Below are 25,081 nucleotides of genomic sequence, written 5' to 3'. Positions count from 1 at the left end.
GCTTAATTTTGTGCTAAACTGTGTCATCACAATTTAAGTGAAAGGGTAAGGGCCATCGTTATGATTGAATCAGAAAGTCCCCTTTATGATGCCTTTAAAAGCATCTTAAATACAATCGATAAGAACCGCGTCCAAGAGTTGCTCACGTACATGAACACCGAAGCAATCAACTTCAACCTTTTCAAAAACAACGCTTTTATAGAGCGTAAGTTTCCCTTTGACATTATTCCACGTATTGTCTCGCACGAAGAGTTTACCTACCTTGAAAAAGGTATACAGCAACGCATTCATGCTCTCAATCTCTTCTTGGAAGACATTTATGGAGCGCAAAAAATTCTTAAAGATGGCATCATCCCTAGCGAATTTGTCTTTTCATCTAAAGCTTATTTACCCGCTTTTGCCAACACCCCTGTGGCAAAGAACATTCGCGTACACATCAGCGGCATAGACCTTGTCAAAAATAGCGTTGGCGATGGCTGGGTTGTTCTCGAAGATAACCTCAGAGTTCCCAGTGGTGTGAGTTACCCACTTTCACTTCGTATGCTGACACGTAAAGTCTTTCCAGAATTTTTTGAAAAACTGCCGATTCAAGGGGTACAGGATTATCCTAAAAAGCTTGAGAAAGCGATGAACTATGTCAACACGGGTGGTATTAATGTCATTTTAACACCGGGTCGTTATAATTCTGCATTTTATGAACACTCTTACCTTGCCAAAGCCAGCGGAGCTATTCTAGCCAATGGTGAAGATTTGGTAGTGGAAAAAGATAAAGTGTATCTTAAAACCTATAATGGTAAAAAAGCACGTGTAGGCGCTATTTATCGAAGACTTGATGATGAAGCGCTTGATCCTGTTGAGTTTCATCCAGACTCTTTAATTGGTGTGCCTAACATTACGCAAGCGTATCGTGCAGGCAATGTTGCCCTCATGAACAGCATCGGAAATGGCATCGCGGATGATAAAGGTATCTACTACTTTGTGCCTGCGATGATTAAATACTATATGAATGAAGAACCGATCTTGCAAAATGCCCCTACTTATTTGGCATTTTTCGAGAAAGATCGTAACCATATCTTGCAAAATATGCGTACGTTAGTCATCAAAGATGTTGCCGAAGCGGGTGGATATGGCGTTGTTTTTGGATGCAACCTTTCCAAAAATGAGCGTCAAAAATTAAAAGATGCTATTATTGCAGAACCAAGACGTTTCATTGCACAAGAGGTCATTGAGTTTTATGACATCGAATGCTTAGATGACAATGGATCTTTTTCACCGCGAAAAGCCGATCTTCGTATGTTTTCAATTTACGGCGAAGATATTTTTGTCTGGCCAGGAGGGCTCACGCGTTTTGCTATGGATCCAACCAGTTACATTGTCAACTCTTCTCAAGGTGGCGGTTTTAAAGATACGTGGATTTTAAAGGATAACCGATGATTCTTATTGCACCACAAAGCGCTGAACATCTTTATTGGATGGGTCGTTATATCCAAAGAGCTGAGAGTATGACTCGCTTAATCATTGAGTTATTTGATAAAATTTTAGATGAAAATTTTGATGAAGCCAAAACGTTTTATGAGAAACTTGGCATTGAAATGAGCTATGACTCAGCGCAAATGTTTTTGCGCAAAACTGTTTTTGATTTGGAGTATGCAAGCCTGTGCGATACAGTCAATAGTGCACGTGAAAATGCTATTTTGACGCGATCTCACCTCTCGAACCGTATGTTTAGTCGTATTAATGCTCTTTATTTGGCGTATCAAAAAGCCAAAGAAGAGCGTACCGTTTCACTGTATTGGCTAGAGGGAACCTTAAAAGAGCTTGATTCTATTTGGGGTAATTTTGAGCTTTCACTGGTGGAAGCCAAAGAAGCACCGTTGATTCAGCTGGGAAAAGTAGTGGAACGTATGGATTTAAATATTCGCCTTTACGATAGCATTGAAGCGGCGTTACTGGATGTTGAAAAACTCAACAGCATTGCCGAAAAAGTGCGTCCAAACCATAAACGTGTGGCGCTCTCTTCAAGCAATCGATATAAAACATTACAAACGATAAATTCAGTATTTGGGGCATTGACAACAACGCATGAAAGTTAATTTTTCTTATGATTTTACGCTCACATTTGATGAGCCAGTACGCAACCATCATTTTTGTCTACGCATAGTGCCTCACACCAATGCGATACAACAGCTTATTGATTGGAAGCTCACTTTAAATGATACGATTCCCTATCAAAAGACACGAGATGGTTTTGGTAACCAGTTGGTCTATGGGTTTATCGGAAAACCTCATCGTGCGCTTAAAGCGAGCATGGAAGGTGAGATTGAACTTTTACCTTATGTTTATCATGATAATGAGCCAGTAGAGCTTTATCTTCCGTACTCTACACTTGCTCCATTTAGCATGGTTTTGCACGATTTTTCCCGTTCACTCAAACTCCCTGTAACGGATTTTCGAAAAGCGTATTTCTTAACTCAAACACTTTTTGAGCAGTTTAAACCCATTGAGATCAGTAAAGCCAAAGGACTGGAGACTTTTTTACTCTATAAAGAGGGATTGAGTCAAGATTTTAGTCATCTTTTAATTGCGCTCTTACGACAAAGTCATATACCTGCACGCTTTGTCAACGGCTTTATCGATGGTATCAACAAAACCCATACATGGGTTGAAGCGTTTGTTGATGGAGACTGGAGAGGGTTTGACCCACTCAATGGCACACTGATTAATGATGAACCTTATATTAAGATCGCCCATGGACGTGATTTTTCTGAGTGCCAAACCCATCGAGGCAGTTACATTGGTAAACGTCAGCATATCTTAGAGATTACAGGCAGAATTGGTAAGGATGAGCAATGATTGAAGAGATCTTTAATGTTAACTTGCCGGTCAATGAAACCTTAACGCTTAGACGTAACCGTTTTGCGCCGGAAGACATTAGCACGTCAACCAAACGCATCTCTATTGTCACAGGTATTCATGGCGATGAGATCGAAGGACAATACGTCTGTTATCTGCTTGCAAAATGGCTCAATACCAATAAACATTGCATTAAAGGCATTGTGGACATTTACCCTTCCATGAACCCTATGGGCATCGACAGTATCACGAGAGGTTTTCCTTTTTACGATGTCGATCTCAATCGTAATTTTCCAGGGAATACCTCTGATTTTTTGCCTGCGCAAGTGGCGAGTGCCATTGTTGATACGGTTAGAGGCAGTGATTTTGCCATCGATATTCATGCGAGCAACATCTTTTTACGCGAACTTCCTCAAGTGCGCATTAGTCGCTCAACCGCCGATGAACTTATCCCCTTAGCAGAAAAACTCGACATTGAGTTTATTTGGGTGTACGATGCTGTCACTGTTTTAGAATCTACCTTTGCCCATGCAATGAATTCACTTGGAACTAAAACACTCGTTGTAGAGATGGGTGTAGGAATGCGCATCACCAAAGAGTACGGACAAAGCCTAACCAAAGGTATTTTAAACCTATTGGCACATGTGGGTATCATCGATAGACCTGTGCTTCCAACGACTAAAACGATGGTTTCAAACCTACATTCTGAAGTCTTTTTTGTCAACGCTTCAAAACCGGGTATTTTCATCCCTATTTTAGAACACAATGTCACCGTTCTCAAAGGCGAAAAACTCGGCGAGATTATAGACCCACTCTCTGGAACGATTGAAGAGACGATTATTAGCCCGTGTAATGGGCTATTATTTACCATTCGTGAATACCCTGTTGTGTATGAAGGCTCACTTCTTGCACGTATACTTGAAGACCCAAAAGAGGATACTACCCTATGAAAGAAGAAGTTTTATTTGAGATAAGTTCTTTAAGTCGCAATCCTCTCAAAGTCAAAGGCTTCCGTTTTGGAAGAGAGGGCACAGTACCCAGTTGCGTTATTGTAGGCCCTATGATGGGCAATGCCATTGATCAGCTTTGGGTTGCATCACAGTTGGTACGTTTTTTACGTCAACAAGAACTCGCCAATGCCGCTTTTGTTAAAGGTGAAATTCTTGTTGTGCCCACAGTCAACCCCTACTCCTTTAATATGGGGAAGAATTTTTGGCCACTGGATAACACCGATATTGATGTAATGTTTCCAGGTTACGAAAAAGGCGAAACCACCCAACGCATTGCTGCACGATTATTTGAAAAAACCAATAACTATGACTACGCGATTTTACTGGAAGCGAGGAAGGATCATTCCGAGTGTATTCCTTATGTCAAGATATTACAGTCAAGCTTGAACTATGTGGATGATGCACGAGCTTTTGGGCTTGATTTTATTCATGTCAAAGAAGAGAGCCCCAATGACACGGTCTCTTTAACTTACAACTGGCAAGTCTGGAATGCCAAAGCATTTTCGCTCGTTTCAGGGAAAAAAGGAACTTTGCGCAAGCATGAAGCCAACAAAGTCTTTGATGCGATTGTACGCTTTTTAGTGAAAAAAGAGCTGATTGACTTTTCAACCTTTGAAGGTTCACACGGCAATATTGTGATGCAAAATGATATTGAAGCAATTAAATGTACCGCTGCAGGACTCTTTGATACGCTTGCTAACATTGGTGACTCTGTCGTACATGGTCAACCCTTAGCACGCATTTTCAACTCACTGGATGGTACACTCATTCAAACGATCATCTCACCGTGTGATGGCATCATCTCCTGCAAATACGACTATGCACTCATTTTCCAAAACGCGATTGCCTATCGCATCGTCAAAGTCGAATCCGCACAAAATAATCTTTAAACTTTACATGTAAATAAAGTTTGTATTCAGGAGTCAGTATGAAAAAAGAAAAATCTGTTATCAGTATTGTGTTTACGCATATATTGACAACTTCAATTGTCATTCCATTTTTTGGATTACTGGCTGGATATTTTGTCAATAAATTTCTAGGTCAATCATTAGATAAAGGCTTATTAATAATTTTAAAGGATATTGTCTATATCATTTTTTTTCTTCCTAGGTGTCAAATATTCAATTTCTTATATCGCTAAAAATATTGATGTCAAAAAGCCTAAAGAAAGTTCAAAATATTCAATCATTGTATTTGCAATCTTAATCACTTCAATGTGGATTATAAATATACTACCAAGATTTAATCTAATTGGGATTGTTTACAATACTATATTTTATAGTGTAATCTTTATAATCTTTTTTATACCGACAAAAAAATATTTTGCAGGTTTGCAAAAACTTAAAACAGAAGAATAAAAAAATTGGAGCTCAATTTTTATTGAGTATTCCAATTCTTGTCTATTCTTTTTTACATGTAAAGATTTTAAAACACTTTTTGCACATTCACTTCGATGGAAAGTTCGCTCTGTCCGCTGCTTAAAACGACGCCTTTAAGGGGTGCGACATCGTTGTAATCTCTGCCGCTTCCAAGGAGTATGTGCTGATCTTCGGGGATGATGTTGTTGGTTGGGTCAAACTCCATCCAGCCAAGACGTGGGATGTACAAGGCAAACCATGCGTGCGACGCATCGGCACCAAAAAGTTTGGGCTTGCCAGGGGCTGGTAGTGTTTCGATGTAGCCGCTCATGTATTTAGCCGGCAGGCCAATGGAGCGAAGGGCGGCGATGGCAAACTGTGCAAAGTCCTGACAAACACCCTTTTTCGCCTCAAAAATCTCTTCAATCGGCGTCGTAATATCGCTAAAACCTGCAACAAACGCAAAGTCCTGAAAGATGCGGTTCATAAACTCTTGTGCGGCATCCACAAGATTGCGCTGTGGTAAAAAGGAACGCTTCGCATACTCAACAATGCCACGTGAGGCTTTGGGAATCAGCTCTGAGTCAAACATAAAAGGCTTTGCCGTCAGATCAAAAAGATCAAACGCTTGCAACAAGCCAAGCGACGCCTCATACGTGGTACTTTGAGCACGCAGTGTGTTTACATGTAAACGCATCGCATCGCCATCGAGTTCAACGCGTGACCTGCCAATGACGGATAACGACTCATGCGCTTCACGAATTAAAAGGTGCGTCGTGTGATTGCCAAAGACATCATCGAACTCGCTGAGTTCATATGGTTTGGGCGTGATCTCCATCGTAAAATCCACCACGCGTTGAAACGGTGTGTCTTTAGGTTTGAGACGGGCAATGTTATGGCTAAAAGTGACAAGACTTTCGTATTTGAAGGCGGTTTTGTGGTAGATTTCGTACATCATGGCTTACTCATCGTAGTGTGAAAAATAGGTTTTGGAAAGCTCCATCGAACAGAGCGAAAAATGCGTCGTAAGCGTGGCTAAGAATTCATCGAGCACCGTGTAAACAGTTCCGCCCTCTTCGATCTGCATCAAGGTTGCAACGGTGGTGAGTTTCAGCGATGAAAACGCTTGAAAAATAGGCTCTTCGTAGCTACTGAGGTACTTTTTACTCTTCGGAAGTGCTTTTAAATCTTCCAAAAGTTCATTTGTCAAATAAGCAATCGACTTTGGAAACTGAGGGCTGAGAATCAAAAACTCCAACACATTATCCAACTGGAGTGAGCTTTTATACTGCGTTCGGTACGCATTAAAACTCTCACAGGAGTTGAGCATGCCCTCTAAGATGTCATAACTGGCTGACTTTTCATGCTTGACACAGAGCATCGAGCGCGCTTTAGAGATCGTTAGCAGTGCCGATTCGAGCTTATAGCCGATGTCATACAAAATCAAGCCTTGCTCTTTGTACATACTCTCTTCCACCAACTCTTTGTACGCGACAAGGTAGAGTAAAAATTTATCGAGTTCACTTAAAATGGTCTGTGTGGGAGAGTTGATTTTACGAATAAAGACCCTCCACTCTTTTTGCATCTTATCAAAGAGTTTCCATGCCTCAATCGCAAGCAGACTTTTGATCGAGACATTGGCATTAAAGAGCATCTCCATCGTAAAAGAAAGCCCGCCTTGTTTACTCTTGTCTTTAATCAGCGACTCGATTTCACTCATGCGATTTTGCGCAATCTTTTCATCTAAAAAGCCTGGATACGTCATCGTTAAGTGCGTCAAAGATTTTTCTAAAATCAGTTGCGACTCATACGACAAAGCCCCTTCATAGCGGCTAAAATTGGTCATCTTTTTGACCACATAGCGAATGAGACGAATGGTCGTGATGGTGCGGCACAAATAACGCCCCAACCAAAAAAGGTTCTCGGCTTTGCGCGTTGGCATCGTGTGAATCGAAACATCGACATAAGGCAATGTATTAAAAATGGAGCTCATATCGATCGTCTCATCTTCGCCTAAAATCCACAAATCTTTACTTGTTCCACCTTTTTGCGAGGAGACTAAAAGGGCATCTTTGGAGGAAGACACCCGCACCAAGCCTCCATTCATCACCGTATAGTTTTCACTTTTTTTCAAAGCATAGGCGCGCACAACAGCATTACGCGGCTCGATTTTTCCATTGGCATAAAAGGGCGTGGTCGAAAAATTGATCTCTTCTTGCGCAACGTACTGATGCGGATTTTTGATAATGCTATTTTTAAGTTGTGTTCGCATCTCGTTGGAGAGTTTTTTGACTAAATGCGTCTGAATCGCTTCGGTACGATCAATTTTTTTGATAATAAGGTTCTCAAAATGCTCTAAGACATACTCAAGCTCATGGCTTTGTCCGCACCACCATGTCGCAATTTGAGGGAGTAAAAGCTCTTCATTGAGAAAGTAATGGCAGATGCGCTCCATAAAAGGGTTGAGCCCGATGTTCTCCACAATCGCACTGCCGATGGGATTGATCATCGCAAGATTGCCTTGCCTTAGGCTATCGACCAAGCCTGCAACGCCTAGCTTTGAGTCACTGCGAAGCTCAAGCGGGTCGCAGAAACGGTCATCCAAACGCCTCAAAAGGGTATTGATGGGTTTAAGTCCACTCAAACTCTTCAGCCACAAAGCGCCGTTTTTGGAGAGCAGATCATCGCCTTCAACTAAGTTGATCTCCAAAAAAGAGCTCAAATAGGCATGCTCGAAGTAGGTCTCATTGCGAGGGCCTGGGGTGAGAAGTGCCGCTTTAGAGATGTCACCTTTGGAGAGTTTTTTCAACAGCTTTTTAAACTCATCGATGAAGGGAAGCAACTTTTTGATCTCGTGTTCGGGATAGAGGTCTTTGGAGACAATGTTCATCGTCAGACGATTTTCCACCGCATACCCCAAACCTGAGGGAGCTTGGGTGCGATCGTTGATGACCCACATTTTACCATCGGGCCCTCGTGCCATGTCGAGTGCATAAAAATAGAGCTGAAAATCCTCCATCAAGCCCAAAGTGTGAACAGCAGGAATAAATCCTTTGTGCCCGTAAATCACTTCGGCGGGAATAATATTTTCCTTTAAAAGCTTCTGCTCACCGTAAAGGTCTTTTAAAATGAGATTGAACAGTTTGGCACGCTGTTTGATCCCTTGTTTGATCCCTTTCCACTCTTCTTTGGTGATAATAAAAGGAATCGGGTCTAAACTCCACGGGCGATTGCCATTGTCCTCTGGGTCGTTGTAGACATTGTAGGTGACACCGTTATCTTCCAAATGCCACGCGATTTCCGCTTGTTTGTTCTCTAGCTCTTCACTGCTCATAGATTCAAGACGCTCAAGAAGCGGTTGCCAATGCTCTCTAACGCGTAATTGGTCATCCAACATCTCATCAAACAGTGAAGCCGAACTGTAATTATCTAAAAAATTCATCTATTTGGCATTCCATTTACGTCTAAGATCGAGGGTGTGAGGAAATTCACTGCTTATAGGTAACTCTTGAAACACGAACTGTTTGAGTGCTTTGGGTTTGTGTACAACAACCGTACGCTCGCTTCCCTCAGCTGAAAGTGTATGTTGGGTGACAACCGAACTGGTTTGGTACTCTGCCTCACCTTGGGTATGGTTAAAGTCCCAAAAACGGTTGATACGGCGCGACTCTGCTTCGTAACTGTTTACAGGAAACGTGTCGTAATTGCGCCCACCCGGATGCGCCACAAAGTAGGTCATTCCGCCGATGGAGCGTTTGTTCCACGTATCGACTACGTCAAACACCAAAGGCGTGTCCGCGCCGATGGTCGGATGAAGCGCCGAGTACGGCTCCCACGCTTTGTACTTCACGCCTGCCACAAACTCCCCTTCCCTGCCTGTGGGAGCCAATGGAATCGCCACAGCGTTACATGTAAGCGTATAACGCTCGGGGGTAAAGTTTTGCACCTTCACTTGCACGCGCTCCAGCGAAGAGTCCACATAGCGCGCGGTACCTTGCGAACTGCTCTCCTCGCCCAACACATTCCACGGCTCAATGGCGGCACGCAGTTCTAGGTGCATGTTTTCAATCGTACTCATGCCATAAAGTGGGAAACGAAACTCAAAGAAAGGGTCAAACCAATTTAATTCAAACGGATACCCTTCCGCTTGTAAAAATTCGACAATGTCACGCACATCTTCTTTAACGTAATGTTCGAGTAAAAATTTATCGTGCAGTTGCGTACCCCAACGAACCAGTTTGTGTTTGTACGGTTTTTTCCAAAAGACAGCCACTAAAGTGCGTACCAAAAGCATCTGCAACAGTGCCATTTGGGCATGAGGTGGCATATCAAACGCTCTTAGTTCCAAAATGCCCAGCCTGCCACTGGAACTATCAGGCGAATAGAGTTTGTCGATGCAAAATTCGCTTCGGTGCGTATTGCCCGTGATGTCGGTCAGCATATGGCGGAAAAGGCGATCGGTCAACCAAAATGGCACCGTTTCTCCCTCAGGAATTTGCGAAAAGGCAATCTCTAACTCGTACAGATTTTCCACCCTGCCCTCATCCACGCGAGGCGCTTGGGACGTAGGACCTATAAATGCGCCTGAGAAAAGATACGAAAGCCCCGGATGATGTTGCCAAAAGGTAATGAGACTTCGAAGCAGATCGGGACGGCGAAGCAGTGGGCTATCTTCGGGGCGAAGTGCTCCGATGGTGACATGATTGCCCCCGCCTGTGCCCGTGTGTTTACCATCTAACATAAATTTTTCCGTCCCCAAACGAGACTCATGTGCATCTTTGTAAAGGAGTAAAAGATTGTCGCTGAGCATCTTCCATGAAGTGGCAGGTTGAATGTTCACTTCAATGACTCCTGGATCGGGTGTCACTTTGATGCGATCAAGTCTAAGATCATGGGCAGGCTCGTAGCCTTCCAAAATTACCTTTACATGTAAAGATTCTGCAACGGCTTCAATGCAGGCAATCAGGTCTAAAAAAGCCTCCGAGTGATTCAGCGGTGGAAGGAAAATATAGAGCTTACCCTCTCGTACTTCTGCACATAATGCAGTACGGACAAAGGTGTTATAGGTGTGGGTTTTAGAAAGCGTTGCGTCGGCTTTTTCACACCGTTTTTGAGCATTTGCTGCATACTCGCCAAGGTTGGGATAACTGGCAAAAAGGTCTGGCTCAAAACGAAGCGCCAGCTCAGCGTGCGGTTTTTCCGCCAAAGAGCTCAACGGCAGTCGCAAGCCAAGGGGTGAATTGCCCGCACTGAGGTACAAGTAACCACGTCTGAGCTCCCATGAGGAAGTCATCCACTGTGTCGCTCCAAAATTGAGTGGAAGCACGTAACCCACAGGCTTATTGAGCCCTTTTGAGAGCACTTTGGCAATGGTTTGTCGCTCTAGCGAATCGGACAAATCGGACTTCATCGGGTCAATGTCGATGGGCAGTTCAGACTCTTTGATGATGTAATACAATGGGTCTTCGTAAGCTTCAACGATATTTTGATCGCTAATACCAAGGGTGAGTGCCAGTTTGGCTAAAAAACGTTTGGCATCGTCGTTGGTGTAGCTATACTGAGCGTTCATATCGGCAAGTAGGTCGGGATTGTGCCAGATGGGCTTACCATCTTTGCGCCAAATGATGGAGGTTTGCCACCTCGGAAGCGGCTCGCCCGGGTACCATTTGCCTTGCGCGTAGTGCAGCATTCCGCCTTTCGTAAAAGAGCTCAACAGTTTTCGAGAAAGTGTGTCGGCAAGCGTGCGTTTGTGCTCGCCATCAGCCGTGGTGTTCCACTCATCACCTTCCATATCGTCGATGGAGACAAAGGTCGGCTCACCACCCATGGAGAGTCTAACATCGCCCTCTTCTAAGGCTTTGTCGACCTCAAACCCTAATTGATAAATAGCATCCCACTGATCTTCACGGTACGGTTTGGTGACACGCGGTGACTCAAAAATGCGCGTGACGGTATTGTCATAAATAAATTCCGTTTCGCATTTATCGCTCAGTCCCTCTATCGCGTAAGCGCTCTCGTAAGAGGGTGTGCAGGCAAGCGGTATATGCCCCTCGCCGGCGAAAAGTCCACTGGTCGAATCCAGTCCGACCCAACCCGCTCCGGGGATATACACCTCTGTCCACGCGTGAAGGTCGGTAAAGTCCGCTTCTGGGCCACTAGGACCATCTAAGGAAGCCACATCGGCTTTGAGTTGTACAAGGTAGCCTGAAACAAAACGCGCTGCAAGCCCTAAATGACGAAGGACTTGCACAAACAACCATGCGAAATCACGGCAACTGCCCAGTTTTTTCTCCAACGTCACTTCGCAGGTTTGTACCCCTGGCTCTAACCTGATGGTGTAAGCGAGGTGTCGATTGATCTCACTGTTGAGATAGACCAAAAAGTCGATGATGGGGCGTTTTTTACAATCCAGTGAGCGCACAAAATCGCGCAACAATGCCCCATTTTCACTCTCTTCAAGGTAAGGTATCAGCTCTTTTTGAAGCTCTTTTTTGTAGATAAACGGAAAATCTTTGGCATAGTCATCGACAAAAAAGTCAAACGGATTGATTGTAATGAGATCGGCGATAATCTCCACATCAATGCACAGCTCTTTGGTTTTTTCAGGAAAGACAATGCGCGCTAAGTAATTACCAAAAGGGTCTTGTTGCCAGTTGATAAAATGATTTTCTGGTTTGATTTTAAGCGAATACGCCTCAATGGGAGTACGACTGTGCGGGGCTGGACGCAAGCGAATGATGTGTGGGGAAAGTGCGACATAGCGGTCGTAATGGTATTCTGTTTTATGTGATAACACAACTTTGAGTGACATACTAATCCTTTAAAACAGAAAGTGAAAATCTTTACATGTAAAATTATTATAGCATGATGTAAAAGGTTTGTGATGGGTATTTGGCTATGTATTAAGCAGTAATCTTTAGGTTAGCTTTAACGCATATCTTTTTACATGTAAAGGCTTACCGAAAAGCCAATGCCACCCAAAAAGTTTTATGTTTTGGGATAGCCATTGGCTTTGAGTTGGATTATTCTTCGAGTAATTCAATCGGTGCAATAAATCTTCCTTGCATATACGCAATCCCTAAATATTTAAGGGTAGAGAGGTCTTGTTCTTCTTCAATATTGGTCGCAATAATCGAAATTCCAAGACTACGTGCAATGTTATTGAGGCTTTCTTGATTTTTTCCTGTGGTTGCATCTAGCATAATATCTTTGAGATAGACAACCGTACACTTGATATAATCAGGTCGTATCGCTTGCAGATAATATGCCCCTTCAGATGGAATGGTAAAGTTGTCAATACCAAAACGGCATCCTAACATCTTAAGCTGACTGCTGATCGAAACGATTGCTTCAAGATTATGAAGTGCCACTGCATTACTCGTTTCAAACCACACCATGGCACGTTCCGTTGGAGAGAGTTTTTCGAGTTGCTCTTTCAGCCATTGAATATTGGCATAATGTCCTACAAATTCAGCACTCAGGTTGAGTGCCAATGGTGTATGAAGTTCTTGTAACGTAAAACGCTGAAGCATCCTTTGAATCATATAACGATCAATTTCATCGGCCAATCCTAAAATAGTCGCCATCGGTAAAAAATAGCCTGCAGAGTGCACAAAGCCATCACTTCCTTTGAGTCGAATGAAAACTTCTTCATGAACAATGCTCGAAGTGGTACTCTCATAGTGGATAACATTTTGTGTTGCAAAAACAAAACGAGATTCATCGAGTCCACTGACCAATTCTTGACGCCACTCTTCACGACTTAAGATTAAGGAGTGTTGCTGTTGTAATGCCATTTTACATGTAAAGTTGCCATTTTGTTTGGCTTGAGAGACGGTTAAATCCGCTTTCGAAAGCAGTGATTTAAGCGTATCGTGTTCAGTGTAGAAACCAATACCAACGCCTATCACTAAGTAATCTAATGCCTGAGTAGTAACCGTGCGCTGAAGTTCTAACAGCATTCCATCAAGGTGTTTTTCGAGTAAAATTTCATCTCGAAATGGCATCAAAAGGAAAAAGTCGCTCTCATTGAGTCGCACAAATAAGGTATGCTCACTCAAACGCGCGCAATTGGTTAATGCTTCTGCAACGTTCTTGATCAGTTTAATGTAATTTTCATAGCCATATTCTTTTTTAAAGCGATCCAATTCATCAATGCTCAGCATGACATGTAAACCTTGGGATAATTTTGTATCGCCTTGGAGGTATTCAGGAAGTTTGGTAACGAGATAATGACGGTTATAAAGTTTTGTCTCTGCGTCTTTGTAAAGCAGTTCTTGGTACTGAATCAGTGTCTCATTTTCTCTCTCAAAAATGTCTTTTACTTTTGAAACCATGGCATTCATAGCAACCGTAGCAGAGCGAAACTCCGTTGTAAAAGGCATTTTTTGCTCAATGATAAAACGATTTTCAATGATGCCTCGCGCTTGATCGCGAATTTGTTTAATAGACTGAAGGCTGAGGGTAAGTAAAAGATACAAGACCCCTAAAACAACCAAACCAATTCCCACAAATGTCTCAATGAGGTCGATCAATGTTTTGTACAACTGTCTGTAAGCATTACCCGTATGTCCACTCACTTCAAGCGTACCAAGCCTGTTCCAGCCTATCATAATATCGCTCGTTGCATAGGCATTTTTAATGGTGACGGCACGAACAAACCACTGGGGAACATCACTTAAAAGAACATCGGTCTCTTTTACATAAATGGGATTTCCTTCTACACCTATCAAAGCAATTCTTTCATAATACCCACTATCAAAGATCGCATTGATCATCGTCTCCATCGTAGCGACATCTTTTGGATCTGCAATTTTGGAGAGAGAAAGTCCTAGAGAATGCGCTGTATTTTGAGCATTGGTATAGAGTTGATCTTGGACAAACGCTGTGGCTGTTTTGAAATTTAGTACCATGACACAGGCTAAGATTATGCTTAAAAAAAGGCTGAGCATTACCGCCATCTGTTTAAAAAGAGTCATCATTTTTCCTTTTTCTCTATTTTGAGTTCATCCCATGCACGCTTTTGCTTTGCCGCCGCTGGAAGCATTTTGCCCAATTGAACTTGTTTAGCATTGAACAGATCATCTCCGCTAAAGCTGTAGATAGGAACAAGATCGGTGCGTTCATTTGCAGGAAGTATTTTGTAATTGTAATTATCCAAAACCAATGGTATGGATTTTGGAGTAGCATAGTAGGTAAGCACCATATGCGCTACATTAAATTTGAGCGATTTTGCATAGGTCATATACATTTTAGAAGGTGGAACGCCAAGTTCTTTGAGTGTAAAATACTTCGCAATTACATAGTCTTCACAGTCGCCTTTATCTTTACCAATAAACTCCAACCGTGTCGCCCAGTAGTCATCCACACCCCAAACCTCTTTGTCACTATGGTAGGGAGTCGCATTAAAAAAATCATTCACTTTTTCTAGTTTTTCAAGATCACTCTCATCTTTGGCACGGTTCATCATCGCCACAAGTGCCAAGACACGCCTTTTGGCAAATGTTCCATACTCTTTCTCGACTTTCTCCAAAGAGATACCCGCGAGTATGAATTCAGCAGTGCTAAAAAGGGTGACGGTAAGAACCATCACCCCAAAACATAATGCAAGGACTTTTGTTTTCATGCCCTATTATAACGTTTTTTTTAGCTGTGTTGAATAGTTTGCTCGATCTTCACAATAACCGTTGGATCTGTTGCATTTGCATTGGTGTAAATATCAAATGTATGCCCATTGCTTATTTCCGTAGAAGATGTTTTGGTTAATGAACTATCAACAGTTACTTTGTCCGCAGAATCGCCCAGAATCGTTAGTGTATGGGTAGTACCTGTTTCTGTCATATCAAGGACATCATTCAATGAAAGATTTTTAAGCGTGACATTAACATTCGGTTGTGTAAGATCAAGCACCTCGATATTTTTAATTGGGTCATTGCTACTATCAAGTTGACTGAAATCAATAGTAGTATTGGCAGTAAAGAGTAAAGTATCTGTACCTGTACCACCATCGATGACGGTATCTGCCGCATCGTAAACCAATATATCATTACCTGCACCACCATAAAGTTTATCCGCTCCAGTACCCCCATCAAGATAGTCATTGCCATCGCCACCTTCAAGGATATCATTGCCTGCTCCACCATAAAGAGTGTCATTACCAGCTCCACCGACTAAGTGGTCATCTCCTGCACTACCATAAATGACATCATTACCACTCGTTCCAGTAAGCATATCATTACCATCTGTTCCACCAATAATATTATTGGTAGCTGTCGTATAATCATGGTCTGTCGTCGTAATGGTTAAGGTTGAAGATGAAATACTACCATCAGCATCTTTGATGGTATACGTAAAGACATCAGGTGTACTAAGTGCGGTACTTGTCATATCCGCATTCGTTGGAGTATACGTATATGCACCCAATGCGTCAATATGTAAACTGCCATTATGTCCAGAGATATCAACACCGTTTGTATCAACAATGACATTAGTACCATTGATACTTACCGATGTGACACTTAAGTTACCATCCGTCCCTTTTGTATCATTATCTAAAACATTACCACTAGCTACAAGCGCAGCAACCCATTCGACTTCTGGCGTTGCAATCGTAATAGGAGTCATTGTCTCTGAGGTGTGATCATAGGTGCTATAGGTCACATTTTTTAACAGTAACATTTGTACCACTGGTACGCGTAAATTTGACATAGTAATCACCACTGCTTGTAATGGCATTACTAAAGTTAATCGTTTGATTATCACTATTGCTAGTGAAACTTGCTGAACCAATAACTGTACCTGTACTACTATATAGTGTAGCAGTACCGCCTCCATTCGTGGATCCCATGGTAAAGCTAACCATAGTTGTATGAGTAGCATCTGCTACAATAGTATATATATCAGATGATGTACCACTACCACTATTTACACTCCAACCATTTGTGTTATTATTGCGACCACTATCTGTTAGTGTGGTTGCATTCCAACTTTCAGGTTCTGTGCTATAGGTAACATGATTAACTGTACCACCTGTTGCATGCAAATAAGTTTCAGTTGCACTATTCGTATCTGCTACAGCCGTTGGAACACTATCAAGTGTTGTAACCGTTAAATGCGCTTGTGCCGTGGAACCATCACTATCTGCAACCGTATAAGTAATGCTTGAACTTACATCATGTGCAACATTCGTTAATGACGTAAAGCTATAGCCACCTTGATTGTTAATAGTGACAGAACCTGCCTCTGTGCTTATCGTAAAGGAAGGATGACTGGTGTCAAATGTATATGTCACACCATTGTATGATACTGAAACCAGTTTAGATGTAGCCCATCCATCAGCACCGGAGACATCCGCTAAATTTAAAACGCCTGTTTCGGTGATAACACTACCTGACTCAACATGAGGAACGGTAACAGTACCCGACAAGGTACTGGATAAACCTGTCACATTACTCACTTCAATGTACTCTTGTACATGGTGTGCACTATCTGTATACGCTTTACCATCTAAGACTTGTACCGTATTTAAATAAACGGCGTCACCTACATTACCACCAATGGCAATAACATGTAAATCATCGGCATTGGCTGTAATAAATGTTTTCCACGCTTTAATTGTTGCATCAGTATCTTGATTAACAGAAGAGGTATTTTCATTTGGCTCTCCATCTGATAGGAAATAAACAATAGTTTGATCTGCTGTATGCCCGGTAAAGCTAATTGCTTTTGTAGCATTAATGGCATCATAATAATCCGTACCACCTGTATTTACATTGACATAGGTAGAGTTGCTGTATAGGTTGTCCCAAGAATTCATTGACAATGAATTTAAGTAAGTGACCGCAGAAGAAGCTGACATCCATCCAACATTTAAGGCATTGTCTCCAAATAACGTTAAATTAACATCCGTTGTTCCTTGCTCTTTGTATTGATTAATCATGTTTACCAAAGCGTCACGAGCAATTTCAAATCGTGTTTGGCTCGAACCTGAAACGTTGCTGTTCATCGAACCTGAAACATCAAGCGTTAAGACTAAATTTGTTGTGCCACCACTGGTTGTACTCCCTTCTAGAAGAGAAACAGCATTGTCGTAAGCAATCGGTTTGTCATCGGTTATACCAATGGTTACTGTAGCAAGTGCATTTTCATGACCATCAGAAACTTTAACATCAAAACTATCAGTTGTCTGTGTACCTGTTGTAGCAGATGTTAATGTATAGGTATAGTTAAATACACCGTTGTCATATCCCGTAATCGTTACAGTACCATGATCAGTGGTAATCTCTCCAACGGTATTCCATGCGTCTACCGCAAATGTTTTATTCCCAACGGTTACAGAAGTAATGTCATTCAATCCATCAGGATCGCCAATGGTAAAGGTTCCTTCTGCTGTCCTAGCCGCTACAGAGGGGCTAGAGCCATTTGTCAAACCAGCTTCAAGAACAGTGTCGTTGGCATTGCCTGGATTTCCCGTATCTACAGAGAGGGTAGGAGTGTGATCTACAAAATTAACCTTGACAAAAACTGTTGCGGTGTCAGTTCCACCCTGTCCATCACTAACGGTATATGTGATGGTCGTATCACCTGAAAAACCGTCTGTCGGTGCGAAGTTTAACGTACCATCAGGATTAATGCTAACCGTACCATTATCGCTTGTTGCCGTCGTTACATGTAATGGATCATTATCGACATCTGTATCATTGTGAAGAACATTGATCTTAGTAAGTGCAACACCGGCGTCAGTACTAAATGGTAAAGCAAGAGAACCATCATCAATGGCAACGGGTGCATCATTCACTGGATTTACATGTAAAGTTACTGTAGCGGTATCTGATCCTCCATGTCCATCGCTAATGGTATAGGTAAAGGTTGCGTCTCCATTGTAATTAGCATCTGGTGTAAAGACGACTTTTCCTGTGATAGGGTCAAGTACGACTGTTCCATGTGTTGGATTTTGAACGCTGGTAATCGTTAAGGTATCACCATCTTGGTCTGTATCGTTTGCAAGCAGTGTACTTGAAGCAATGATAAGAGGTGTGTCTTCATTTGTTACTAAGGTATCAAGAGCATTGGCGCTACCTGTGAGTACACTATAATGTTGACCATCGCTACTGAGTTCAACTTTAAGTTGAGCTTGTCCTGCTTGATCCCAATAAACAATGCTAATACTATGCTCACCACTTTGGGCGATATTGAATGAGGCGTAATTTGTTGATGGAGATTGGTTGCCATCATATTTTGCGACAACATTACCATCAATCACAATGCTATAACCATCATCAGCAGTGACTTTAAATGTATAAGTACCTGCTGCCAACTCGATAGAACCACTAAGTTTAATAATAGCGTCAGAACTGTTTTCTGGATTCGTAGACAAAGATTGAGCATCGATCCCTAAGAATTTTTGCAAATTACCATCACCACCCAAATCTCCACTTGGAAGCAGACCGTAATTGATAGCAGTCGCTGTAAATGTTGCATCTGCACTATGGGTAGCTATGAAATTTTCAACTTGAGCAATACTGCCTAAATTAGAGCCATCTAGTAAAGCCCCTTCATGATAGGCATAGTATTGGCCACTTAACCCATTAATGTTATACGTGTTATCTACCGCATCTGGCGCATCATTGACATTTTGTTCATTAAGGACAACATTGATAGCAGTTGTAACACTTCCATCACTTGCTCCCACCACAAGATTATGAACATTGCTCAGTGCTTCAAAATCATTGGTGAAAGCATGTGTCCCAGCCTCTGTAAGGGTAATGACTCCTGTAGTGGAATTGATTGCAAAATAACCAGCATCATTACCACTCTGAATAGAATAGGAAACGTGACTTCCATTATCAACATCCGTAGCATGGACTGTACCAAGCACCGTTGCAGTCGTACTATTTTCATTATAGTTAAAGCTATAGGATGGTTGGTTATCTTCAACAACAAAAACGGGCGCATCGTTAGTACCATGAATTGTTATTGTGACTGCTTGTGTCGCTATCGCTCCTTTATCATCTGTCACCATTGCCATAAAGGTTTCTGTTTTCGTTTCTCCCTCAGCCAATTGATTTGCTGCTTCGCCTGCTGTATATGTCCAAGAACCCGCTGTTGTTATTTCAAATGTACCATAATGCGTACCTTCAGCTGATGTCGTAATCGCTGACCATGTTTGTGTTGCATCATGATCAACATCGGATGCACTAAGAGTTCCTGTTGCAATCACAGCTACTACTGGTGATGTTACACCATTAATAGTTACAACTCCAGCTTCTGTTGCATCGCCTGTAATATTAGATGTTTCCAAAATAACAGGGGCATCGTTGGTACCTTTTAACGTAATAGTAATTGTTTGGTCAGCATAAGCACCTTTATCATCCATCACGCGAGCCGTATAAGTTTGCGTAACCGTTTCGCCCTCTTTGAGCGCTTGAGTTGTACTGAGTGAATTATCAAGCGTATATGTCCATTTACCTGTTGAATCAATACCAATAGATCCATACGTTGTTGATGGCGTTCCCTCAATGCTCCATGTTTTCGTTGCACCATGGTCGACATCGCTTGCACTCAATTGTCCTGAGATAGATGGTGTACCTGCAAAAGTAGAGCCATCATCGTTATTCCCAGCTTCAATAACAGTACCAACAAGTTGTGTAGAAGCATTGGTAATAACAGGAGAATCGTTTGTACCTGTAATGGTTACAGCGATAGTTTGGTCAACATAAGCACCTTTGTCATCTATTACGCGCGCTGTATAGTTGAGTGTTTTACTTTCGCCTTCAGCAAGTGCTTGCGTATCCATGTCTGTATTATTGAGAGTGTATGTCCATTTTCCCGTATTAGTATTGATAGAGATAGAGCCATAGGTTGTATCTGCTGTTCCAACGATGCTCCATCTTTGTGTTGCATTATGATCCACATCGCTTGCACTAAGTTGTCCTGAAACAGATGAAGTACCTGCAATGGTATGACCATCATCGCTATTTCCTGCTTCAACGACGGTGCCAGAAAGAGCACTTGAAGCATTGGTAATGGCAGGAGAGTCATTGGTACCTTTTATGATTACCGTTACTTCTTGTGTATCTGTTTTTGGGTTGCTTGCTTCATTGTCGCTAACAGTCACCGTAAAGGTTTCTGTACGTGTTTCACCTTCAGCAAGTTTATCGGCGGCTGATCCTGTTGCATCATTAATTGTATACGTCCACTTTCCAGTTGCTGGATCAATTGCAAAGCTTCCGTATGTTCCTACTTTATTGCCTGTCCATGTTGGATTTGTATTGTCAACGTCATTTGCAATCAGTGTGCCTGTTGCTTGAGTTGCGGCTACTACGATTCCATTATCAAGATTGCCCGCTTCTGTTGCTATTCCAGTATGTGTTCCTGAAATAACTGGTGCATCATTGGTTCCATTGATAGTGATTGACAATGTTGCAGTAGCAATAGCGCCATTGGCATCTGTGATCGTGTAGGTAAAGGTATCAACAACCTTATCACCTTCATTCAAAGCTTCAACTGTACTGTTGCCATTATTAAGAACATAACTGTAAATACCTGTCGCTTTGTTAACAACCAAAGTACCATAAGAGCCTTGTACATCTAAATTGCCAAGCCAATTGGTTGTTGTATCGCTGTTATTGGTACCATTTGAAACAATTTTTGTAACATCTAAGGCAATGAGAGGATTTGTATTGCCATCCACATCGGAGTCATTTGAGAGAAGATTGCCTGTTGCGATACCTTTCCATCCATAAGCTAGTAAACTTTCATCACCTAGCTCTGTAACACTATTAACATCTGCAACAGCAACGGGTGCATCGTTAGTGCCTTGTACTTGAATCGTAACAACTTGAGTATCGGTTGCTCCTTGATCATCGGTTACAATAACTGTAAATGTTTCTGTAACTTTCTGTCCCTCTTGAAGTTTATCAGCAGCTGAACCTGCTGTATCATCAACTGTATAAGTCCACTTTCCTGTTGTTGGATCGATTGCAAAGCTTCCATAGGTACCTGTTGCATTTCCACTCACAGACCATGTTTGTGTTGCATTATGATCAACATCCGTAGCAACAAGGGTACCTGAAGCCGTCGTTGCTGGGACAACTGTACCATCATCAAGATTACCTGCTTCTGTTGCGAGACCCGTAGTAACGCTAGTTTCAGAGATAACTGGCGCATCATTGGTTCCTGTAATGGTCATCGTAACAGTTTTAATTTCAGAGGTATTGGACTCACCATTCACTTGATTGCTACTACTATCAACCGCATAGTATTGGAAAGTTACGGTTGCTGTTTCACCGACGGCTAAAGCATTAAAGTCTCCAGTAACAGTATATTGACCAGTGGCTTCATCAAGGTGAAGAACGGGCGTTCCAATCTCGGCAGGAGATTCTACATGTAAAGCTGGACCAAAATCTCCACCGCCTACTACGTGGAAAGTATGCGTATCATGGGTATCATCATCGGTTGCGACCAAAGTACCTTCAAAGGTATTGATTCCGTTCATTGATTCTGTTTGTGTCGTATGCGTAACATCGCTGACAATAGGCTGGTCATTGGTTCCCGTAATGGTAAGTGTAATGGTTTTTGGTGCACTGATTGAACTTTCATTGATGCCATCTGCACCATTAAATCCACGTCCATCATCAGCAACATATTGGAATGTTACCGTTGCTTTTTCGTCTGCTGCTAGTTCTGTGAAGTTTCCATTGATATTATAATGCCATACACCCGCTGCATCTTGCGTAATAGAAACCGTTACATCATTCGTATCAACCCCTGAGCCTGTTGGAGCTAGCACTTGAACACTCGCATCGACTACACGGAACGTGTGGGTATCTGATACATCATCGTCAGTGACCGACAAATTACCTGTTAAAACATTATTGCCATCATCTTTGGTATCATCTACACCTATTACATTGGTTGCATCATGCGTTTCATAAATAGCGCCATTTTTAACAAAATCTTCAAGAAGGTTAGCTGCATAAATTTGCATATTAGCATCAAGAACAGTACCACCATTACCTGATAAATAGAAGTCTAAAGGAATGGTAGAATAAATAACTGTGCCGGCACCATATTGATAGGAAAAAGTAACAACGTGCGTAGGATTACCATCTGTCATAAGAACAGTTGCCCCTTCTGGCAAGCTATTCAAGTCAACATATCCATGGTTTGACCAACTTCCATTATCTAAAGAAGTATCATTGATCGTTCCACCAAGACCTGTTTCAAGATCCGTGTCTGTTATATCAATATTGGCACCATTTCCTGCTATTCTGTGGAAAACAATAGACTCTCCACCGGGAAGAATTTGTTCACCCCCAGCAACATATCGATCATGAATAATTAAAGTCATGCCATTATTTACAGCGTTTTCGATCGCACTGAGTTGACTCATGTATTCTGCGCCATAGTCACCATTACTTGGATTTTGAACATAAAGGGTATTGATGCCTGAAAGTTCTTCCGAACTGAGTGTAAAGAGTTGCGCAGCAGTTAGATTAGCGGTTATGATGCCATTCACTTGTGCGCTCACCCCTTGTCCACTGACCATATCATAGTATCCAACAATACCACTACCTGCATTATCATTAACATTAATATCACTGACTACTGGTTGATCGTTCGTTCCTGTAATGGTCAAGGTAACCGTTTTAGCCTCAGAAGTATTTGACTCGCCATTGGTTTGATTACTACTACTATCTACAGCATAGTATTGGAAAGTAACGGTTGCTGTTTCACCTGCGGCAAGTGCATTAAAATCTCCACTCATGCTGTAAGTACCATCTGGATTGAGCACAAGCGTTGGTGTTGCTAATTCAACATTTGCATTTACATGTAAACTATTATCAACCATTTGGAACGTATGTGTATCGCTTGTATCATCATCACTGACACTCAATGTTCCTGCAAACGTATTCACACCATTAAGTGCTTCTGCTTGTGTGACGCTCACATCACTGACAACAGGTTGATCGTTCGTTCCTGTAATGGTCAAGGTAACCGTTTTAACCTCAGAAGTATTTGACTCGCCATTAGTTTGATTACTACTACTATCTACAGCATAGTATTGGAAAGTTACGGTTGCTGTTTCACCTGCGGCAAGTGCATTAAAATCTCCACTCATGCTGTAAGTACCATCTGGATTGAGAAGAAGTGTTGGTTGTGATAATTCAACATTTGCATTTACATGTAAACTATTATCAACCATTTGGAACGTATGTGTATCGCTTGTATCATCATCACTGACACTCAATGTTCCTGCAAACGTATTCACGCCATTAAGTGCTTCTGCTTGTGTGATGCTCACATCACTGACTACTGGTTGATCATTGGTGCCGATTATCGTTAAAGTGACGGTTGCTGGTAATGAAGCATGAGGAGCCCCAACATCTATTCCATTATCGACAGCGTAATATTGGAAGGAAACAACAGCTTTTTCACCTGCGGCGAGAGTATTAAAGTCACCTGTAACAGAGTAAGTACCATCTGGATTAAGTACCAATGCGATACCTGCAGGTGCAGGTTGTCCATTAAGCAATAATGTGCCACCCACAGCAAAGAATGTATGGGTATCACCCACATCAGGATCTGTTGCTATGAGCTGACCAGAAATTTGATTGAGTCCATTTAACGCTTCATTGACTGTTCCTGTCACATTTGCTACGACAGGTTGGTCATTGAGATTGAGAGTGTCAACTGCCGTAACATTTTGAACGATACCACCATTCACTGTATCGTGAAGAACCGTTCGAACATCACCAATGGCACCTGTTCTATCATAAAAGACTGTATCGCTAGGATATCCTGTATCTGATAGAACTTGACCAGCTGCGGGTGCTTCAAGACCTGCTGCAGTTGCCTCTAGTGGAGTTGTCGTATCTGGAGTAGATGTATTTGTACTGAGTTTCCATGCATTTTCTACGGCATCCGTTGAGACAACAGCATCTTCTTTTTCAAAAGAACCACCGATAACAGAAAGATCTGTATAGAGCTGTTCCGCGCCAGAGAGTGTAATATCTTTAGCATCCGTTAAGGTTACATCAATAATGACGTGTGCGTTTTGAGAGTTTGTTGGAGCACCATAAACGAGCTCATCCTTAAATACCTGATCGCCAGCTTTAAGTTCTCTGATCTCTCCATGTGCATCTTTTGCAAAAAAAATGCCATTTTGGAGTGATTTAACGTATCCAATAACTTGTGCCATTATGTATCCTTTGATAGAAAATTTTTCTAAAATAATTCTAACAAAGATAAAAAGGCAATACTAGTGTACTTAGGTACTACTTTCGAACTAAAAGAGCAAGGGCAAGTCGATCCTTGATATTTAATTGAGAATAAATAGCCGTCGCATGCGCTTTTACCGTACGAACAGTAATATTTAATTTTTCAGCGATCTCTTTGTGAGAATCACCTTGTGAGAGTAAAATAGCCACTTCAGCCTCTCGATGGCTAAGGGATTCCAGTGGATTTATCGCTTTTTTAGGCATCGTAGGGAGTTCTTGAATCATCAGGTTTATGTATTCGGGTGATAACCAAATATTGCCTTCTTGTATTGCCTGACATGCTGAGACTAAGTAAGACTCATGCATCATCGTATTGCCATATCCTTTGGCGCCTAATGTCAACATTAAGCGTGCTTGTTCAAAGGTTGGTGTTGTAGAAAGAACCATTACATGTAAAGTAAAGAGTCTCTTTTTTTGCTCATCATTTAATTGGTATAAAACAGCATCATGAATCATGATCATAGAATCACTCCCTAACGAAGAAGGAAGCGATTCTCTAAAAATAGGATGAAATGCAGATAAAATAGTTGACCATCTTTTTTGTAAAATTGTATTTTTTGAAATAATATAAAGTGTCATT

General features: G+C 41.9%; 14 protein-coding genes. 6 read left to right on the top strand and 8 right to left on the bottom strand.

Translation table 11 applies throughout. From position 1 onward, the window contains the following. Window positions 1–60 precede the first annotated feature (60 nt). The 6 genes from Sdiek1_RS05510 to Sdiek1_RS05485 are packed head-to-tail and all read left to right on the top strand — an operon-like array spanning window position 61 to window position 5,004. On the top strand, window positions 61–1,434 hold the full coding sequence (locus Sdiek1_RS05510) for a circularly permuted type 2 ATP-grasp protein (RefSeq protein WP_087438270.1): 1,374 nt from the start codon (window positions 61–63) through the stop codon (window positions 1,432–1,434). Then, window positions 1,431–2,093, top strand: a complete 663-nt coding sequence (locus Sdiek1_RS05505; RefSeq protein WP_087438269.1) for an alpha-E domain-containing protein — start codon at window positions 1,431–1,433, stop codon at window positions 2,091–2,093. The genes Sdiek1_RS05510 and Sdiek1_RS05505 overlap by 4 nt, the downstream gene beginning before the upstream one ends. Beyond that, entirely contained in the window at window positions 2,083–2,853 is a 771-nt protein-coding gene (locus tag Sdiek1_RS05500; RefSeq protein ID WP_087438268.1) for a transglutaminase family protein, read from the top strand. Before Sdiek1_RS05505 ends, Sdiek1_RS05500 begins: the two co-directional genes overlap by 11 nt. After that, window positions 2,850–3,803 carry a M14 family metallopeptidase gene (locus tag Sdiek1_RS05495; protein WP_087438267.1) on the top strand — a complete coding sequence of 318 codons (954 nt, stop codon included), beginning with the start codon at window positions 2,850–2,852 and terminating at the stop codon, window positions 3,801–3,803. The genes Sdiek1_RS05500 and Sdiek1_RS05495 overlap by 4 nt, the downstream gene beginning before the upstream one ends. Next, window positions 3,800–4,753, top strand: coding sequence for a M14 family metallopeptidase (locus Sdiek1_RS05490; RefSeq protein WP_087438266.1), 954 nt, complete (start codon window positions 3,800–3,802; stop codon window positions 4,751–4,753). Before Sdiek1_RS05495 ends, Sdiek1_RS05490 begins: the two co-directional genes overlap by 4 nt. Window positions 4,754–4,791: 38 nt before the next feature. Further along, window positions 4,792–5,004, top strand: a complete 213-nt coding sequence (locus Sdiek1_RS05485) for a hypothetical protein (RefSeq protein WP_087438265.1) — start codon at window positions 4,792–4,794, stop codon at window positions 5,002–5,004. Window positions 5,005–5,288: 284 nt separating this feature from the next. Here Sdiek1_RS05485 and Sdiek1_RS05480 read toward each other — a convergent pair whose 3' ends face one another. The 8 genes from Sdiek1_RS05480 to Sdiek1_RS05445 form a co-directional block, all read right to left on the bottom strand. Further along, entirely contained in the window at window positions 5,289–6,179 is an 891-nt protein-coding gene (locus Sdiek1_RS05480) for a transglutaminase family protein (protein ID WP_087438264.1), read from the bottom strand. Between the two features lie 3 nt (window positions 6,180–6,182). Then, the gene (locus tag Sdiek1_RS05475) at window positions 6,183–8,663 is read right to left on the bottom strand and encodes a circularly permuted type 2 ATP-grasp protein (protein WP_087438263.1); all 2,481 of its coding nucleotides are present in this window, start codon (window positions 8,661–8,663) and stop codon (window positions 6,183–6,185) included. Then, window positions 8,664–12,032, bottom strand: a complete 3,369-nt coding sequence (locus Sdiek1_RS05470; RefSeq protein ID WP_087438262.1) for a transglutaminase family protein — start codon at window positions 12,030–12,032, stop codon at window positions 8,664–8,666. A 211-nt stretch (window positions 12,033–12,243) separates the two neighbouring features. Next, window positions 12,244–14,199: a bifunctional diguanylate cyclase/phosphodiesterase gene (locus Sdiek1_RS05465; RefSeq protein ID WP_161491998.1), complete on the bottom strand. Its 1,956-nt coding sequence runs from the start codon at window positions 14,197–14,199 to the stop codon at window positions 12,244–12,246. Next, on the bottom strand, window positions 14,199–14,846 hold the full coding sequence (locus Sdiek1_RS05460) for a transglutaminase-like cysteine peptidase (RefSeq protein WP_087438260.1): 648 nt from the start codon (window positions 14,844–14,846) through the stop codon (window positions 14,199–14,201). The genes Sdiek1_RS05465 and Sdiek1_RS05460 overlap by 1 nt, the downstream gene beginning before the upstream one ends. Window positions 14,847–14,866: 20 nt before the next feature. Next, complete coding sequence (locus tag Sdiek1_RS15490; RefSeq protein WP_305790967.1) at window positions 14,867–15,928, bottom strand: calcium-binding protein; 1,062 nt, start codon at window positions 15,926–15,928, stop codon at window positions 14,867–14,869. Further along, a complete protein-coding gene (locus Sdiek1_RS05450; RefSeq protein WP_087438258.1) occupies window positions 15,870–24,422 on the bottom strand; it encodes a cadherin-like domain-containing protein in 8,553 nt (2,850 codons plus the stop codon). Before Sdiek1_RS05450 ends, Sdiek1_RS15490 begins: the two co-directional genes overlap by 59 nt. A 76-nt stretch (window positions 24,423–24,498) precedes the next feature. Further along, window positions 24,499–25,080, bottom strand: a complete 582-nt coding sequence (locus tag Sdiek1_RS05445) for a response regulator transcription factor (protein ID WP_087438257.1) — start codon at window positions 25,078–25,080, stop codon at window positions 24,499–24,501. Window position 25,081 lies beyond the last annotated feature (1 nt).

The organism is Sulfurospirillum diekertiae, from assembly GCF_002162315.1.
GTDB lineage: Bacteria > Campylobacterota > Campylobacteria > Campylobacterales > Sulfurospirillaceae > Sulfurospirillum.
This window is presented reverse-complemented; position numbering and strand designations above follow the sequence as displayed.

What these genes read in the sequence shown, in the direction of transcription:
- Sdiek1_RS05510 (WP_087438270.1), top strand. Translation starts at nt 61, where the DNA reads ATGATTGAATCAGAAAGTCCCCTTTATGATGCCTTTAAAAGCATCTTA.
- Sdiek1_RS05505 (WP_087438269.1), top strand. Translation starts at nt 1,431, where the DNA reads ATGATTCTTATTGCACCACAAAGCGCTGAACATCTTTATTGGATGGGT.
- Sdiek1_RS05500 (WP_087438268.1), top strand. Translation starts at nt 2,083, where the DNA reads ATGAAAGTTAATTTTTCTTATGATTTTACGCTCACATTTGATGAGCCA.
- Sdiek1_RS05495 (WP_087438267.1), top strand. Translation starts at nt 2,850, where the DNA reads ATGATTGAAGAGATCTTTAATGTTAACTTGCCGGTCAATGAAACCTTA.
- Sdiek1_RS05490 (WP_087438266.1), top strand. Translation starts at nt 3,800, where the DNA reads ATGAAAGAAGAAGTTTTATTTGAGATAAGTTCTTTAAGTCGCAATCCT.
- Sdiek1_RS05485 (WP_087438265.1), top strand. Translation starts at nt 4,792, where the DNA reads ATGAAAAAAGAAAAATCTGTTATCAGTATTGTGTTTACGCATATATTG.
- Sdiek1_RS05480 (WP_087438264.1), bottom strand. Translation starts at nt 6,179, where the DNA reads ATGATGTACGAAATCTACCACAAAACCGCCTTCAAATACGAAAGTCTT.
- Sdiek1_RS05475 (WP_087438263.1), bottom strand. Translation starts at nt 8,663, where the DNA reads ATGAATTTTTTAGATAATTACAGTTCGGCTTCACTGTTTGATGAGATG.
- Sdiek1_RS05470 (WP_087438262.1), bottom strand. Translation starts at nt 12,032, where the DNA reads ATGTCACTCAAAGTTGTGTTATCACATAAAACAGAATACCATTACGAC.
- Sdiek1_RS05465 (WP_161491998.1), bottom strand. Translation starts at nt 14,199, where the DNA reads ATGACTCTTTTTAAACAGATGGCGGTAATGCTCAGCCTTTTTTTAAGC.
- Sdiek1_RS05460 (WP_087438260.1), bottom strand. Translation starts at nt 14,846, where the DNA reads ATGAAAACAAAAGTCCTTGCATTATGTTTTGGGGTGATGGTTCTTACC.
- Sdiek1_RS15490 (WP_305790967.1), bottom strand. Translation starts at nt 15,928, where the DNA reads ATGTCAAATTTACGCGTACCAGTGGTACAAATGTTACTGTTAAAAAAT.
- Sdiek1_RS05450 (WP_087438258.1), bottom strand. Translation starts at nt 24,422, where the DNA reads ATGGCACAAGTTATTGGATACGTTAAATCACTCCAAAATGGCATTTTT.
- Sdiek1_RS05445 (WP_087438257.1), bottom strand. Translation starts at nt 25,080, where the DNA reads ATGACACTTTATATTATTTCAAAAAATACAATTTTACAAAAAAGATGG.